This window comes from Phenylobacterium sp., from assembly GCF_041691455.1.
GTDB lineage: Bacteria > Pseudomonadota > Alphaproteobacteria > Caulobacterales > Caulobacteraceae > Phenylobacterium.
This window is the reverse complement of sequence record NZ_JBEPUO010000001.1, coordinates 240,701-254,409: the sequence shown is the minus strand read 5'-3', so window position 1 is coordinate 254,409 and position 13,709 is coordinate 240,701. Positions and strand designations below refer to the sequence as shown.

Annotated in this window: 9 protein-coding genes; 1 reads left to right on the top strand and 8 read right to left on the bottom strand. The window is 69.0% G+C overall.

Features of this window, described 5'->3' with window-relative positions:
* Positions 1 to 108: 108 nt before the first annotated feature.
* The 8 genes from murJ to ACESMY_RS01320 form a co-directional block, all read right to left on the bottom strand.
* On the bottom strand, positions 109 to 1,749 hold the full coding sequence (murJ, locus tag ACESMY_RS01355) for a murein biosynthesis integral membrane protein MurJ (RefSeq protein ID WP_372781405.1): 1,641 nt from the start codon (positions 1,747 to 1,749) through the stop codon (positions 109 to 111).
* A gap of 87 nt (positions 1,750 to 1,836) precedes the next feature.
* On the bottom strand, positions 1,837 to 2,535 hold the full coding sequence (locus ACESMY_RS01350; protein WP_372781403.1) for a DUF1080 domain-containing protein: 699 nt from the start codon (positions 2,533 to 2,535) through the stop codon (positions 1,837 to 1,839).
* A 12-nt stretch (positions 2,536 to 2,547) separates the two neighbouring features.
* Positions 2,548 to 3,195, bottom strand: coding sequence for a gluconate 2-dehydrogenase subunit 3 family protein (locus tag ACESMY_RS01345; RefSeq protein ID WP_372781401.1), 648 nt, complete (start codon positions 3,193 to 3,195; stop codon positions 2,548 to 2,550).
* Entirely contained in the window at positions 3,192 to 4,895 is a 1,704-nt protein-coding gene (locus ACESMY_RS01340) for a GMC family oxidoreductase (RefSeq protein WP_372781399.1), read from the bottom strand. Before ACESMY_RS01340 ends, ACESMY_RS01345 begins: the two co-directional genes overlap by 4 nt.
* A gap of 3 nt (positions 4,896 to 4,898) precedes the next feature.
* On the bottom strand, positions 4,899 to 6,149 hold the full coding sequence (locus tag ACESMY_RS01335; protein ID WP_372781397.1) for a Gfo/Idh/MocA family protein: 1,251 nt from the start codon (positions 6,147 to 6,149) through the stop codon (positions 4,899 to 4,901).
* Positions 6,146 to 7,591, bottom strand: coding sequence for a sugar MFS transporter (locus ACESMY_RS01330; protein ID WP_372781395.1), 1,446 nt, complete (start codon positions 7,589 to 7,591; stop codon positions 6,146 to 6,148). Before ACESMY_RS01330 ends, ACESMY_RS01335 begins: the two co-directional genes overlap by 4 nt.
* 81 nt (positions 7,592 to 7,672) lie before the next feature.
* Entirely contained in the window at positions 7,673 to 9,895 is a 2,223-nt protein-coding gene (locus ACESMY_RS01325) for a TonB-dependent receptor domain-containing protein (protein ID WP_372781393.1), read from the bottom strand.
* Positions 9,896 to 10,049: 154 nt separating this feature from the next.
* A complete protein-coding gene (locus tag ACESMY_RS01320; RefSeq protein WP_372781391.1) occupies positions 10,050 to 12,863 on the bottom strand; it encodes a [protein-PII] uridylyltransferase in 2,814 nt (937 codons plus the stop codon).
* 126 nt (positions 12,864 to 12,989) lie between these two features.
* On the opposite strand from ACESMY_RS01320, the gene ACESMY_RS01315 reads away from it, so the two are divergent.
* On the top strand, positions 12,990 to 13,700 hold the full coding sequence (locus ACESMY_RS01315) for a DUF4157 domain-containing protein (protein ID WP_372781390.1): 711 nt from the start codon (positions 12,990 to 12,992) through the stop codon (positions 13,698 to 13,700).
* Positions 13,701 to 13,709: the final 9 nt, after the last annotated feature.

Sequence of the window (13,709 nt, the reverse complement as noted above, 5' to 3'; positions counted from 1 at the left end):
AAGGCCCGAAGTGACGGGTCGTTCAGCGGGTCAGCGCCATCGCCAAGTCTGGGAGCCACAAGTCCGGGAGCCACAAGCCATGGCGGCCGAAATAGTCCCCGTCCGCGCCTAGGGCAAGCCCGAGGCGACCGGGCCAACCTCGCCGCGGTTGCGCTTGAGGGCCGCGCGGGCCTCGGCCGGCGTCACGCCGCCGAAGGCGAAGAGCAGGGCCGGATAGAGCAGGCCGCCGACGATGCAGACCAGCAGGACGGTGATCTCCTTGGCGTGCAGCGGTCCCAGCTTCAGGTGGGCGAACGGCGTCTCCAGCAGCGGCCGGAAGTGCGAGGCGAAGGCCAGGATCACGCCGAGCGCCAGGCAGGCCAAGGCCACCCGGATCATCTTGCCCGATGCCCGCGCCGAGGGCCGCCAGATGTTGTCGCGCCACAGGCTGAGGACCATCTGCAGCACGGTGATCCAGGAGGCCGCAGCGGTGGCCGCTGCGATGCCGGGAAAGCCGATGGTGAAGAACAGGCTGACCCCGAGCGCGATGTTCACCGCCACGGAGATCAGCGAGTAGTTCATCGGCCGCCGCGTGTCGCCGCGCGCGAAGAAGGCCGGCTGCAGGATCTTGATCAGCACGAAAGCCGGCAGGCCCCAGCCGTAGTGGAAGAGCAGGGAGGCCGAGGCCGCCGCGTCGGTGGTGGTGAAGGCCCCGCGCGCGAACAGGCCCTCGACCAGGTAGCCCGGCATGGCCATCAGCGCGACGGCCGCCGGCAGGCTCAGCGCCAGGCCGAACACCACCGCCTGGTCCATGGCCGCGTTGGCGTCGTCATGGTCCTTCTTCTGCAGCGCCGTGGAGAGCCGGGGCAGCAGCGCCACCCCGATCGCCACGCCCACCAGGCTGAGCGGCAGCTGGTAGAACCGCTCGGCGATGTTCAGCCAGACCCGCATGCCGGCCACCTGGCTGGCCAGCATGGCGGAGATGAACAGGTTCACCTGGGTGGCGCTCGACGCGATGACGCCGGGGATCATCCGCCGGATCAGGGCCTTCATGTCCGGGGTGAGCTTCAGGTGGCGCGGATGGATCCGCGCGCCGGTCATGTGCGCGCCCCACCAGCAGAGCGCCGCCTGGCTGACGCCGGCGACGATCACCCCGATGGAGGCCGCGAAGGCCGCCCGCGTCGGGTCCTTCTGCGGCAGTACGGCGACCAGCATCACCACGTTCAAGAGCGTCGGATAGAGGCCGTAGATGATGAACCGCCCGCGCGCCTGCAGGACGCCGGCGAACAACGCCGCGATCACCACGCAGGGCAGGTAAGGCATGGTGATCTGGGTGAGGATCACCGCCAGCTTGAACTTCGCCGGATTGGCCAGGAAGCCGTAGCTGTAGACCCGCATCAGCCACGGCATGGTGAGCTGGCAGGCGATGGTGATGGCGACCATGGCCGCGGCCATGGTGACCAGGGCGTCGGCGGCGAACCTGTCGGCGGACTCCTCGCCGTCGGCGGTCAGGCGCCGGGAATAGTCCGGCACGAAGGCCGCGGCGAAGGCCCCCTCGGCGAACATCCGGCGGAACAGGTTCGGGAAGGTGAGCGCCGTATAGTAGGCGTCGGCGGCGATGTTCCCCGCGCCGCCCAGCTTGGCGGTGATCACCAGGTCGCGGGCCAGGCCCAGGAACCGGCTGACCAGCGTCAGGGCCGAATAGATGGCCGAGGAGCGGAGCATGCCCGGAGCCTTCTTCACCGGGGCGGTTCGCGGGGTCTTGGTCACGGAAGCGGCGTCTCGGCGAAAGGGCGACTCAGGAGCCGCAAACTAGCGCGCGGCGCCGGGCCGCGCGCGCTGCAATTTGGCGCGGGCCTAGGGCAGGACCCGGATCTTGATGTTCTTGAACCAGACGTCGTCGCCGTGGTTCTGCAGCGCGATGAAGCCGGTCTTGCCGGTGGCGAACTGGGGCCACTGCTTGAACTTGGAGGCCGCCACCCTGGCCTTGAATTCCGGCGAGCCGATCTCGTAGGCGGTCACCGGTTCGCCGTTCAGGAAGTGCTGCACCTTGCCGTGCTCGACGACGATCAGGGCGTGGTTGAACTGCCCCACCGGCCGGGTCATGTCCTTCTTCGGCGCATAGAGGGCGAAGAGCCCCGCGGCCTGCTGCGGCGGCGGCTCGCCATGGGCGTTGTCGAGGATCTGGTACTCCGGGCCGCTCTCGTAGGTCTCGTCGCCGACCTCGAGCACGTGGAACATGACGCCGGAGTTGCCCTTCGGGCTGATCTTCCAGTCGAAGATCAGCTCGAAATTCTCGTACTGGTCCTTGGTGATCAGGTCCTTGGAGGTCTTGGCGTTGGGGTGGAGCGCCCCGTCCGTGACCTTCCAGCCGGCGTCAGGGGCGGGCTTCTTGAAGCCCCGCCAGCCGGCCGTCGACTTGCCGTCGAAGAGCAGCTTCCAGCCGGCGTCCTTTTCGCCGGGCGCCAGGACGTTGTCCGGGACCGCGGTCTTTTCGGCGGCGAAGGCCCCGCTGGCGATGACGGCGAGGGCCAGACCGAGCGCCAAGGTTTTCATCACCGTCATCCTCTAGAGGCCGAGTTTCTGGAGCTCGCGTTCCAGGATCGCCTTCACCTCGGCCGAGGGGCCAGGGTCCGAGGCGCGTGCGACATTGCCGATATAGCCGATATCCTTGAACCCGGCCTCGGTCGTGTAATAGGCGCCGATCGTCAGATGCCGGAACTTCTTCCAGAAGGCCTGGGTCGCCGGATCGGCCGACGCAGGCAGGGCGGCGAGCGCCGCGGCCCGGTCGGCCGCGCTGGCCTTCAGGACCTTGCCGCCCAGGGTGTTGAGCCCGTTCATGATGATCGGCATGTCCTTGACTTGGGCCGGATAGGGCGCGCTCACCCATTCATCGATGAAGTCCGGGACGCCCAGCGAACTGGCCGAGGGCGCCGTGGCGGTGGCCGGCAGGATGAAGTCGGCGAGGATCGCGGCGGTCTGCAGCTGGCCCTGGATCATGATCCGCGACCAGGGGGCCTTCTTGGGCTTGGTCAGCTTGGGGTCGGTGCCGTAGCCGCGGGTGATCCGCTCGCCGCCCATCTTCGGGCCGTAGACCACGACGCCGGCGCCGACCGCCGTGGCCGCGCCGACCACGCCGATCCAGGCGAGCGCCGTGCGCCGGTCGATCTTGGAGACATAGGGTTCAGGCCCCGTTTCTGGAGAATTGGCGCTCATAGGGCCCCCTGCTTGGCCAGCGTGGCCATGTTGTCGGCGGAGCGCCAGGCCAGAGCCAGGATCGACAGCGTCGGGTTCTTGTCCGGGCTGGAGACCATCACCGCCCCGTCCATGACGAAGAGGTTCGGGACCGCCCAGCTCTGGCCGTACTGGTTGACCACCGAGTCGGTGTCGTCGTGGCCCATGCGCGCGGTGCCGATCTCGTGGATCATCTCGCCGCCCTTGGAGATGGCTTTGTGGCCATCGGTTTCGACACCGGGCTCGGGCTTGCCCCCCAGCCTGTCGATCACCTCTAGGAAGGTCTTGACCATGTGGGCGGCCTGCTTTGTTTCGCTCTCGCCCCACTTCCAGTGGAAGCGCAGCACCGGGATGCCCCACTTGTCCTTCACCGTCGGGTCGAGCTCGCAGTAGCAATCGTCGTTGGGGATCATCTCGCCGCGGCCGTTGAAGCCGATCGTCGAGCCGAAGCGGTTGCGCAGCTTGCCCCGCAGATCGTCGCCGACGCTGGCCTCGTCATCGCGCAGCAGACCCGCCATGCCCATGGACGGCATCCGGCGGCCGCCGCCGATCTCGATGTGATAGCCGCGCGGGAAGCCTAGCTCCTTCTGCTTTTCGTAGCCCCACCAGGGGACGTAGGTGTGCTCGGTGCCCTGGCCGTCGTCGTTGGTGGGCGGCAGGCCCTCGAGGCCGGGGAACTGGCCGGTGACGCCGAGGCCAACGCTGTCCATCAGGTAGCGGCCGACCATGCCGTGGGTGTTGCAAAGCCCGTCGGGGAATGCCGAGCTTTTGGAGTTCAGCAGGATGCGCGCCGTCTCGCCGGAGCCGGCCGCGAGCACCACCGACTTGGCGGTCACCGAGTGATGCTCGCCGGTCTTGCGGTCGACGAAGGAGACGCCCTTGGCCTTGCCGGCCTTGTCGAGATCGACCTGGTAGACCAGCGCGTCGGTGCGGATCGTCAGGTTGCCGGTCGCCATGGCCGGCGGCAGCAGCACGGTCGTCGACTGGAAGTTGGCCCCGATCGCGCAGCCGCGGCCGCAGGGGGTGGCGAAGAGGCAGGAGTTGCGCCCCTCCATCTGGCCGGTGACCACCGCGCCGTGCATCGGGATGACCGGTATGCCCATGGCCTTGAACGCGCGCCCGTAGAAGAGCTCGAAGGCCCGCGGCGGCGCGGCTTCCATCAGGCAGCCGGGCGGCGAGTCCGGGGTGTTGAGCAGGCCGCGAGCGGGGGCGGCCCCCGAGACCCCGATCAGCTTCTCGGTCTTGTCGTACCAGGGCGCGAGGTCGTCGTAGGTGATCGGCCAGTCGTGGCCCAGGCCGTCACGGCTCTTCGGCTTGAAGTCGAGCGGCCCGAAGCGGAGCGCGATCCGGCCCCAGTGGTTGGTTCTCCCGCCCAGCATTCTCGGCCGCCACCATGTGAAGGGCTCCGAGCCCTCGGCCACGGTGTAGGGTTCGTTGGGCACCTGCCAGCCGCCGTCGACGGTGGCGTCATAGAAGCCGAAGGGCTTGTCCGGCGTGCCGACGCCGCGCAGGGGCGCCTCGGCGTTGATGTTGAACATCGGGGTCTCGGTGACCGGGTCGTAGTGGCGCCCCGCCTCCAGCATCAGCACCTTCAGGCCCGACTTGGTCAGGTGATAGGCGCTCATCCCCCCGCCGGCTCCGGAGCCGACGATGATCGCGTCATAGGCCTCAGCGGCAGCCATTCGCTATCCTCCAACCCCGGCCGGCCCATCGCGGGCAGGGACGGGCACGTAGGTTTCCAGGGTCTCGTCGGGCAGGCGGACGACCTGCCCGGTCTCCGCCGACTTATAGAGCGCCATGACAATCTTGGTGACCTCGACGCCGTCCTCGAAGGTCTCGATGGGCGTGCGGCCATGGCGGAAGCAGTCGACCATGTGGCGGTTCTCGCCGATGTAGCCGTAGGTCCCGGCCTCGTCCTCGACGATCGGCATCTGGCCCTGTTCGGCGTTCTGCTTTTCCACCAGGTCCTCGCCCTGGCCGCCGGTGATGGCGCGGGAGAGGAAGACCTTCAGGCTGGGGTTGAGCGAGGAGAACTCCATGGCGTATTCGGGGCCCAGCAAGGCGAGGTCGATCCTGAGGCCCGGGCCCACATAGGACCAGGACGTGGAGGCCTCGACGATCAGTTCCTGGCCGGTCTCATCCTCCAGGGTGATGGTCGCCCGGGCGAAGTCCTCCACCGGGTGGGCCTGCATCGCCACGCCCTGGAAATCCTTGGCGAGCGACTTGGCATATTTGGCCTGGGTCCATTTCAGATAGCCGACGGAGCCCTGCACGGACTTGACCGTCAGGCTTGAGCGGGCCGCGTCGGGCTTGGTGAGCAGGAAGCGACCGACCTCCACCGAGTGACACATCATGTCGCTCATCACCCCGCCGCCCTGGCGCGCGCCTTGCCAGAACCAGGGCTCGTGGGGACCGGAATGCTCTTCGGCGGCGCGGGCCAGGTAGGGGCGGCCGGAGGCGGGCACGGCGCGGCGCCAGATGATCTCCTTGCCGCGCTCGACCGCGCTCGCGAACACCTGGTTCTCCAGGTAGCCGTGGGCGAGGCCGGCGTCTTCGGCCAGCCGCAGCACCTCGCGGGCCTCGGCGAGCGTGCGGCCGAGCGGCTTCTCGCAGGCGATGGCGCGCACCTTGGAGCGGCCGGATTTCACCGCCGCGTGGATCGCCTGCATCACCTCCAGCCGCCGGTCGTTGGGCGCGAGCAGCCAGATGGCGTCGACGTCGTCGGCGGCCAGCAGGCTCTCCAGGTCAGTGTGCGCGCGGCAGGGGCCGAGTTCGGCGTCGTTGACCGCCTGGACCAGGGCGTCGCGGTGCGTGCCCGTGGGGCTGTAGACGCCGGTGATCTGGGCGTGGCGGACGCTCTGGAAGCTCTTGGCGTGGAACTTGGCGATGAAGCCCGAGCCCACGAAGCCGATACGCAACGGTGACACGGTTTTCACTCAGCGGCGCCCGTCAGCCGGGCCCGGGCGACGCGGGCCGCATAGCCGCCCGCTCTGCGGTCGCTCAGCACCACCAGGCCGAAGATCAGGCAAACCCCGAAGGCGAAGGGCACCAGGTAGCGGAAGGACAGCAGGCCCGAGTGGTTCTCGCCGGCGTCCAACAGGGGCTGGGCGCGGGCGGCCACGGTGGGGCCGGCCTCGCCGGCGGCGGCGCGGCGCAGGAAGTCGCCGGTGGCGGCGGGCGGCAGGGCGCCGGGCGCGGCGGCGACCGCCTGGGCGGCGGCGATCAGCTGCGGGGACTTCGGCGCGACCACCGCCAAGGTCTCGTTGGCGACCGACACCACCGAGGTCTTGGCGAGCGCGTCGGGCAGGTGGTTGTCGGCGATCTGGCCGAGCAGCGGGGTGGTGACGATGCCGACCGCCAGCGAACCGGCCGCGGCCATCAGGCCGAGGCCCAGGGCGCCGGTCCTCGGCGCGCGTTCGGCTACGAAGCCCATCATGGTCGGCCAGACGATGGCGATGCCGATCGCGAAGACCAGGGCCGTGATCACCGTCTGCACAGGCGTCACCGAGAAGCTCAGGCCCAGCAGGCCCAGCCCAACGACCAGCGTCGAGGTCATCAGCACCACCGGCGGCGAGACGCGGGCGAGGATCGCGTGGGCGTTGGCGCGGGTGACCGCCATGACGCCGTTGATCATCACCAGCACCAGAATGCCAGGGAGTCCGCCGGCCTGCAGCACCGCGGGGATCCAGCGGTTGGGGCCGAGCTCAAGGCTCATGGTGATCGCCATCAGGCCGAGGAACATCCACAGGAGCGGTGAGGTGGCGACCGCCTTGAAGGCGTCGGAGAGCTTGTGGCCGGCGGCGGCGGCCTCGGTCGGCGGAAACTTCTCGCGCAGGAAGATCACGCCGTAGGCCAGCGCCGGAATCAGCACGATCAGCATCTTGGCCCGCCAGTCGGCGTGGACCAGATCGAGGCCCCAGCAGGCGAGGCCGCCGAGCACGATGCCGCCCGGGAACCACATGTGCATGCGGTTCAGCATGCCGGCCTTGCGGTCGGGGAAGAGGGTGGCGGTGAGCGGGTTGCAGACCGCCTCGATCATCCCGTTGGCGACCGCGATCACCAGGGCCCCGGCGAAGAGGCTCGTGAAGCCCGTGGCGAAGACGAAGAGCAGGACGCCGACGACGTGTCCCAGGAGCGCCAGCCGCAGCAGGTTGCGCATCCCCACGACATCGCAGAGCGAGGAGAACGAGATCTGGCTGATCGCCATGCCCCAGAGGCCGGCGCCGCCGATCAGCCCCACCTGGGCGTTGTCGAGCAGGAACGCGGTCTTGAGCTGGTACATGACCGCGGACATGGCCGCGAAGGTGAAGGCCAGCGCCGTGACGGCGGTGCAGCTGCCGAAGAATAGGCGTCCTGGTCGAATAGCGGCGTCGGCCACGCGTGTCCCCCTCGCATGTTATTTTGAGGCGACCTTGGCGCCGGTCGCCGGGCGTGTCGAGCGCGGGGCCCAAGACCGGTGTTACGGCCCAGGCGCGCCGCCGCCGAAGTCGAAGGTCTGCGGCCGCTTCTGCGCCGCCCCAAAGGTCCAGGCGAGGCCCACGAAGACGCTGCGGATCGCCGGCTGGAATTGCGCGCGATCGCGGAGCGTCGGGGTGTCGATGATCTGGCGGAAACGCAGGGAAGCGAACAGGTCCTGCGCGGTGACCACCGCCGACAGGCTGTCGTTGAACTTATGGCGATAGCCCAGGAAGCTGATGAACTGCGGCTCGGTATAGCCCTGGGGCGTCAGGCGCTTGGCGTTGAGCTGGGCGTTGAACTGCCACATGTCCTTGGGCGTCGGCTGCCAGGTCAGGGACCCGCGCCCGCCCACCGCGAAGGTCGAGCGCGTCTCGCCGAAGCCCAGGCCTGGGCCCAGCGGGATGCCGGAGCCGTCGATTTCGTTCCAATAGAGGTTGGTGGAGACGTTGTAGCTCAGGGTCTTGGTCAGCTTGCCGTTGGCGACCAGCTCCAGCCCCGCGGCGCGGCTCTGCGAGAGATTTTCCTTGGTGGTGAGCAGGACGCCGTTCGCCAGCGGCGTGATGACGTCGGTCACCCCGTTCTCGTTCTGCCGATAGTAGAGCGTGGCGAGATAGAAGGCGCCATTGGCCCGGTACTGCCCGGCGGCCTCAAAGGAATTGGTGATCTGCGGCTTCAGGCCGGGATTGCCAGCTGACTCGGTGAACTGGTCGCGTTGGGACACGAAGGGATTGAGATCCTGCGGACTGGGGCGCTGGACCCGCTTCGAGTAGCTCAGGGTAAGCTGCGTATCGTCGCTCACCTTGTAGGCCAGGTGCAGGGACGGATAGGCGTCCTGCCGGCTGGTGTTGCGCACGATGCCGGAGGTGACCTGGTCGAGGTCGAGCCTGACGTCTTCGAGCCGGAGGCCTCCCAGCACCGTCCAGTCGCCGAACGGCTGCTCGTAGGTGAGATAGGCCGCGTTGACGGTCTGCCTATAGCGGAAGAGGTTGGTCTGGGTCGGGTCGGGCGCGGCCGTCGCCTCGGCCACGCCGCGCAGCCCGATATTGTCATATTCGTTGTCGTCGGAGCGCAGGTCGTAGCCGGCTTTCAGCTTGCCGCCATCCGGCATCGGGCGGGTGTAGTCGGCCTTCCCCTCGGTCTGGATCAGGGTGATGACGGTATGCAGGTTGGTGAACAGGTTCGGCTGCACCGGCAGGCCGAAGACCTCGGTGATCGCGCCCTCCCGCCGGTCGTCGGTGCGATCGCTGCTGAGGTTGACCACCAGGTCGTGGTCGTCGCCGAACTTGTGCCGGAGGCTCCCCTGGATGGCTTGGTTCGGGCGGCCGTCGGTGAACCGCTGCGGAGAGTCGAAGGCGAGCGTCGCGGCCCCGGTCGGCCCGAACGCCGCGAAATGCTGCAGCGGCTTGACCTGGGCTTCGGAGCGGCTGAGCCGCACCTCGCCGCTCAGGCGGGTCTTGGCGGTCAGGTCGTAGTCGATGCTGCCGCGCAGATTCCAGAAGTCCGCCGCGCCGACCTGCTTGGTCGTCGATCGGATCGATCCCAGCTCGCCGCCCTGGCCGTCGAGGAAGGTGCGCTCGTCCCGCGCCGTCCCGTCCTGTGCATCGAAGCGGATGCTGGCGTCGCCGGAGAGCGTCAGCTTGTTGGAGTTGTAGGCGCCGCTGACGCCGAAATTGCCGCGCTCGCCCGTCCCCACGTTCAGGCGGACCGAGCCCGACCGGCCGGGCTTGCGGCTCTGCTTGGTGATCAGGTTGATGATCCCGGCGGTCCCCTCCGGCGAATATTGGGCCGAGGGATTGGTGATCACCTCCACCCGCTCGACCTGGTCGGCGGGCATGGCCTGCAGCGCGGCCGCCGCGCCCGGGCCTTTGAAAATGCCCGACGGCTTGCCGTCGATCATGATGGTGACGTTCTGGTCGCCCCGGAGGCTGACGTTGCCCTGCACGTCGACCTCGACCGAGGGGATGTTCTTGAGCGCGTCGCTGATCGAGCCGGTGGTGGTGGCGAGATCGTTGGCCACGCCGTAGCTGCGCCGGTCGATGGAGCTCCGGTAGGCCTGGGTCGACTGGCCGGTGACCGTGATCCCTTCGACGGTTTTGCCGGCGGGAGGCTTGGCGACCTTGGCCGGCGCCTTTGCGGGCGGCGCCTTGTCCGGGGCGGCCGGCGCCGAGGCCTGGGCGCAGGCCTGGCCGGCGACCACACTCAAGGCGGCAGTGGCCAGCAGCACGCTTACTCGATGTTTCACACGGTCCCCCCAGATCGCGCCGAACTGTCTAGGGGAGCCCGGTCGCCGGAAGATATCCGAACCGATATTCGTGGCGGCTATGGGGCGGCCAAGCTTGTTTCGGATCGCCTGGAGTTTACGTTCGTAATATTCTATGTCAACGGGCGACGCTGGCCCGGGCGCGCTGCAGGTTGGCGTTGCGGCCCTGATCCTGGTCAGCGTCGGTGAGAGCGGCCAGCAGGGCGGCTTTCAAGGCATTGCCCCGCCGCGCATCGGCGAGCTTCCCGCCGTCGGGGCCGGTCACATAGAAGGCGTCGACGGCGCGGGCGCCATAGCCGTCGATATGCGCTGAGAGGATCGAGAGGCCGGCGTCGGCGATGGTGCGGGCCAGAGCCGCCAGGAGGCCCGGGCGGTCCCGCCCCGACGCTTCGACGACGGTCGAAGTCTCCGAGGCCTCGTTGTCCAGCATGACCGCCGGGGTGATCGAAAAGGCCGCCGCGCGTCCCAGGTCGGCGGAGCGGCGCGCCTCGCGCTGGACGGGCTCGCCCCGGGCGGCGGCCTCCAGGCTCTCGATCAGCCGGGTGAGCGAGCGGGCGTTGTCGGCGCCATAGGGCTGGCCGGTGACGTCCTGCACATAGAAGACGTCGAGCGCCTGGCCGGCCCGGGAGGTGAAGACCCTGGCCCCCACCACATTGGCCCCGGCCCCGGTGATCGCGGCGGCCAGGTCGACGAAGAGGCGCTGGCGGTCGATGGCGGCGACCACCACCTCGGCGGCGTTGCGGTCGGCCCGCACCCGGCCCTCGGCCGCCGCCCCGTTGCCGGCGCGGCGCGAGAGCGCGGCGTGGGCCAACACCTCGTCGTCGGTGAAGGCCGAGAAATAGGCGTCCTCCATGGCATCGGCCCAGGCCTCGGAGGCCGGGTCGGCCTTGCCCACCCGCACGCGGGCGTCATAGGCGAGGTTCTCGTGATAGCGCCGGAGCGCCGCGGCGCTGTCGGAGCCGCGGCCGCCGCGGAACACCGCCTCGGTCGCCCCGTAGAGCTCGCGCATCAGCTGGCCCTTCCAGCCGTTCCAGACGCCTGGCCCCACGGCGCGGATGTCGGCGGTGGTCAGGACCAGGAGCAGGCGCAGGCGTTCCGGGGTCTCCACGATCTGGGCGAAGTCGGTGACCGTGCGCGGGTCGGAGATGTCGCGCTTCTGGGCGTAGTCGCTCATCACCAGGTGGTGCTCGACCAGCCAGGCCACGAGCTCGATCTTCGAGCGCTCCAGGCCCAGCCGCTCGCAGGCCGATCGCGCCGCCCGCGCGCCCGCCTTCTCCTGGCCGCCCGCCCCGCCCTTGCCGGTGTCGTGCAGCAGCATGGCCAGGTAGAGCGCCTCGCGGTCGGCGATCAGCGGCATGATGGCGGTGGAGAGCGGATGGTCCTCGGCGAAGCGGCCCGCGGCGATGTCGGCGATCACGCCCACGGCCCTGAGCGTGTGCTCATCCACCGTGTAGGAGTGGTACATGTTGAACTGCATCTGGGCGACGATCCGCCCGAACTCCGGCAGGTAGCGGCCGAGCACCCCGGCCTCGGTCATCAGGGTCAGGGTCCGCTGCGGATCGCGGCCATGGGCGAGGATCGACACGAACACCTTGGAGGCATGCCGGTCGCGCCTGACCGCCGAGGTGATCAGCGGCAGGGACCGGGTGGCCGCGGTGAAGGCGTCGGGGTGCAGGTCGAGATTGCGCTCGTCGGCGATCTTGAACATCCGCAGCAGATTGACCGGGTCGTGCTCGAAGATCTCCGGGCTGTCGATGTTCAGGCGGCCGGAGATCTCGTGGAAGCCGGGCTCGTCCAGCGGCTTGCGCTTCGGCCTTCGCGCCGGCAGCAGGCGCGAGATGCCCTTGGGCGCCACCTTCACCCGCTCGGCCTCGAGCTTGGCGGCGAAGACCCGGGTGAGCGCGCCCACCTCCTTGGCGATCAGGAAATAGCGCCGCATGAAGCGCTCGACGGCCGGGTTATCGGCGCGGTCGCCGTAGCCCATCCGCCGCGCCAGCTCCGGCTGCAGGTCGAAGGTCAGCCGTTCCTCCGGCCGTCCGGTGGTGAAGTGCAGGTGCGCGCGCACCGCCCACAGGAAGTCGAAGGCCTGGATGAAGGCGCGCACCTCGCGGCGCTCGAACATCTCCAGCTGCATCACCTTCTCGATGGACTGGCCGGGGTGAAGGTACTGGGCGATCCAGAAGAGGGTGTTGAGGTCGCGGAGCCCGCCCTTCCCTTCCTTGATGTTCGGCTCGACCATGTAGCGGCTGGCGCCGGCGCGGGCATGACGCTCGTCCCGCTCGCGCAGCTTGGCGGCGACGAACTCGGCGCCCGTGCCCTTGACCACCTCGTTCTGGAACCGGCGGATCAGCTCGTCGGCGAGCTTCTGGTCGCCGGCCAGGCGCCGCGCCTCCAGGATGGAGGTGCGGATCGTGAAGTCCTCGCGGGAGAGCTTGATGCACTCTTCGATGGTCCTCGAAGCGTGACCGACTTTGAAGCCCAGGTCCCACAGGGCGTAGAGCATGTATTCGATGACGCTCTCGGCGTGGGCGGTCTGCTTGTAGGGCCGCACGAACAAGAGATCGATGTCGGAGAAGGGCGCCAGGGTCCCGCGGCCATACCCGCCGACCGCCATCAAGGCCAGGCGTTCGCCCTCGGTGGGATTGCGGGCGCGGAACACGTGGACGGTGGTGAAGTCCCAGAGCGCGGTGATCACCTCGTCGGTGACGCCGGAGATCAGGCGGGCGGTCTCTATACCGCCGGCCCCGTTCTCCAGCCGCTCCTTGGCGATCATCCGGCCGCGGAAGAGCGCCGCCTTCAGGATCTCCAGGGCCGCCTTGCGCTGTGCGGCGTCGTCGCCCGAGGCCTCCAGCGCCGCCGCCGAGAGCTGGGTCCGCAGCCGCACGCCGTCGACGACGTACTCCAGGCGGGTCGGGCGAAGGCGGGGCGGCATGAACTGGATATAGGCGAGTTCGAGGCCAGGCGCAGGTCGGAGTTTACGCGCTCGGCGCCGCCGACGCCCGCGACGTTGACGCGTCGCAAGCGGCGCCGTCAGATACCGCAGATATCGGGGGGCTTGATGGATCTGAAGCTGCGACGGGGCGCGTGCGCGCTGGGATCGGCGTTCGCGCTGTACTGGGCGGGCGACGCCCTGGCCTGTCCCGACGGACAATCCGCCAACAGCTTCGGAAGCTGCATCCCGAACGCCGGAGGAACGATCGGTCAGGCTGGGGAGCACATCAGGCGCGAGCTCCAGGGCCAGTTCGTGGCGCCGGTTCTGGAGGCCTGGATCAACGGGTCATATTCGACGGCCATGAACGGGTCGATGCCGGTCCCGATCTACATCCGCGCGATGCTCAGGGGGTACATCCCCGAGCCGGTGATGGACGCCACCCGCTACAAGATCGGCGACAACGGCTTCCTCAACGCGGCCTTCGCCACGCAGCACTATGGCGATTCCTTCGGCGGCGACGTCCGCGCCACCACCCTGGTGACCGTCATCGTGTTCAACAGCCAGGCCGACGTCGATGACCCGGCGCTGTGGGCGCATGAACTGACCCACGTACAGCAGTACCGGAACTGGGGGGCGCATGACTTCGCCGTCCACTATGCCCGGAATTTCAACGAGGTCGAGGATCCGGCCTACCAGGTCGGCGACGGCTTCTGGCCCTGGCGACAGGCCCATCCCACCGCGCCGCCGCCGGGCCCGGTGATGACGCCGCCGCCCCCTGCGCCACCGTCGCAGAGGGCGCCCATTCCGTTGGGGGCCGGCTTCCGGCCACCGCGCTGACGACAGACG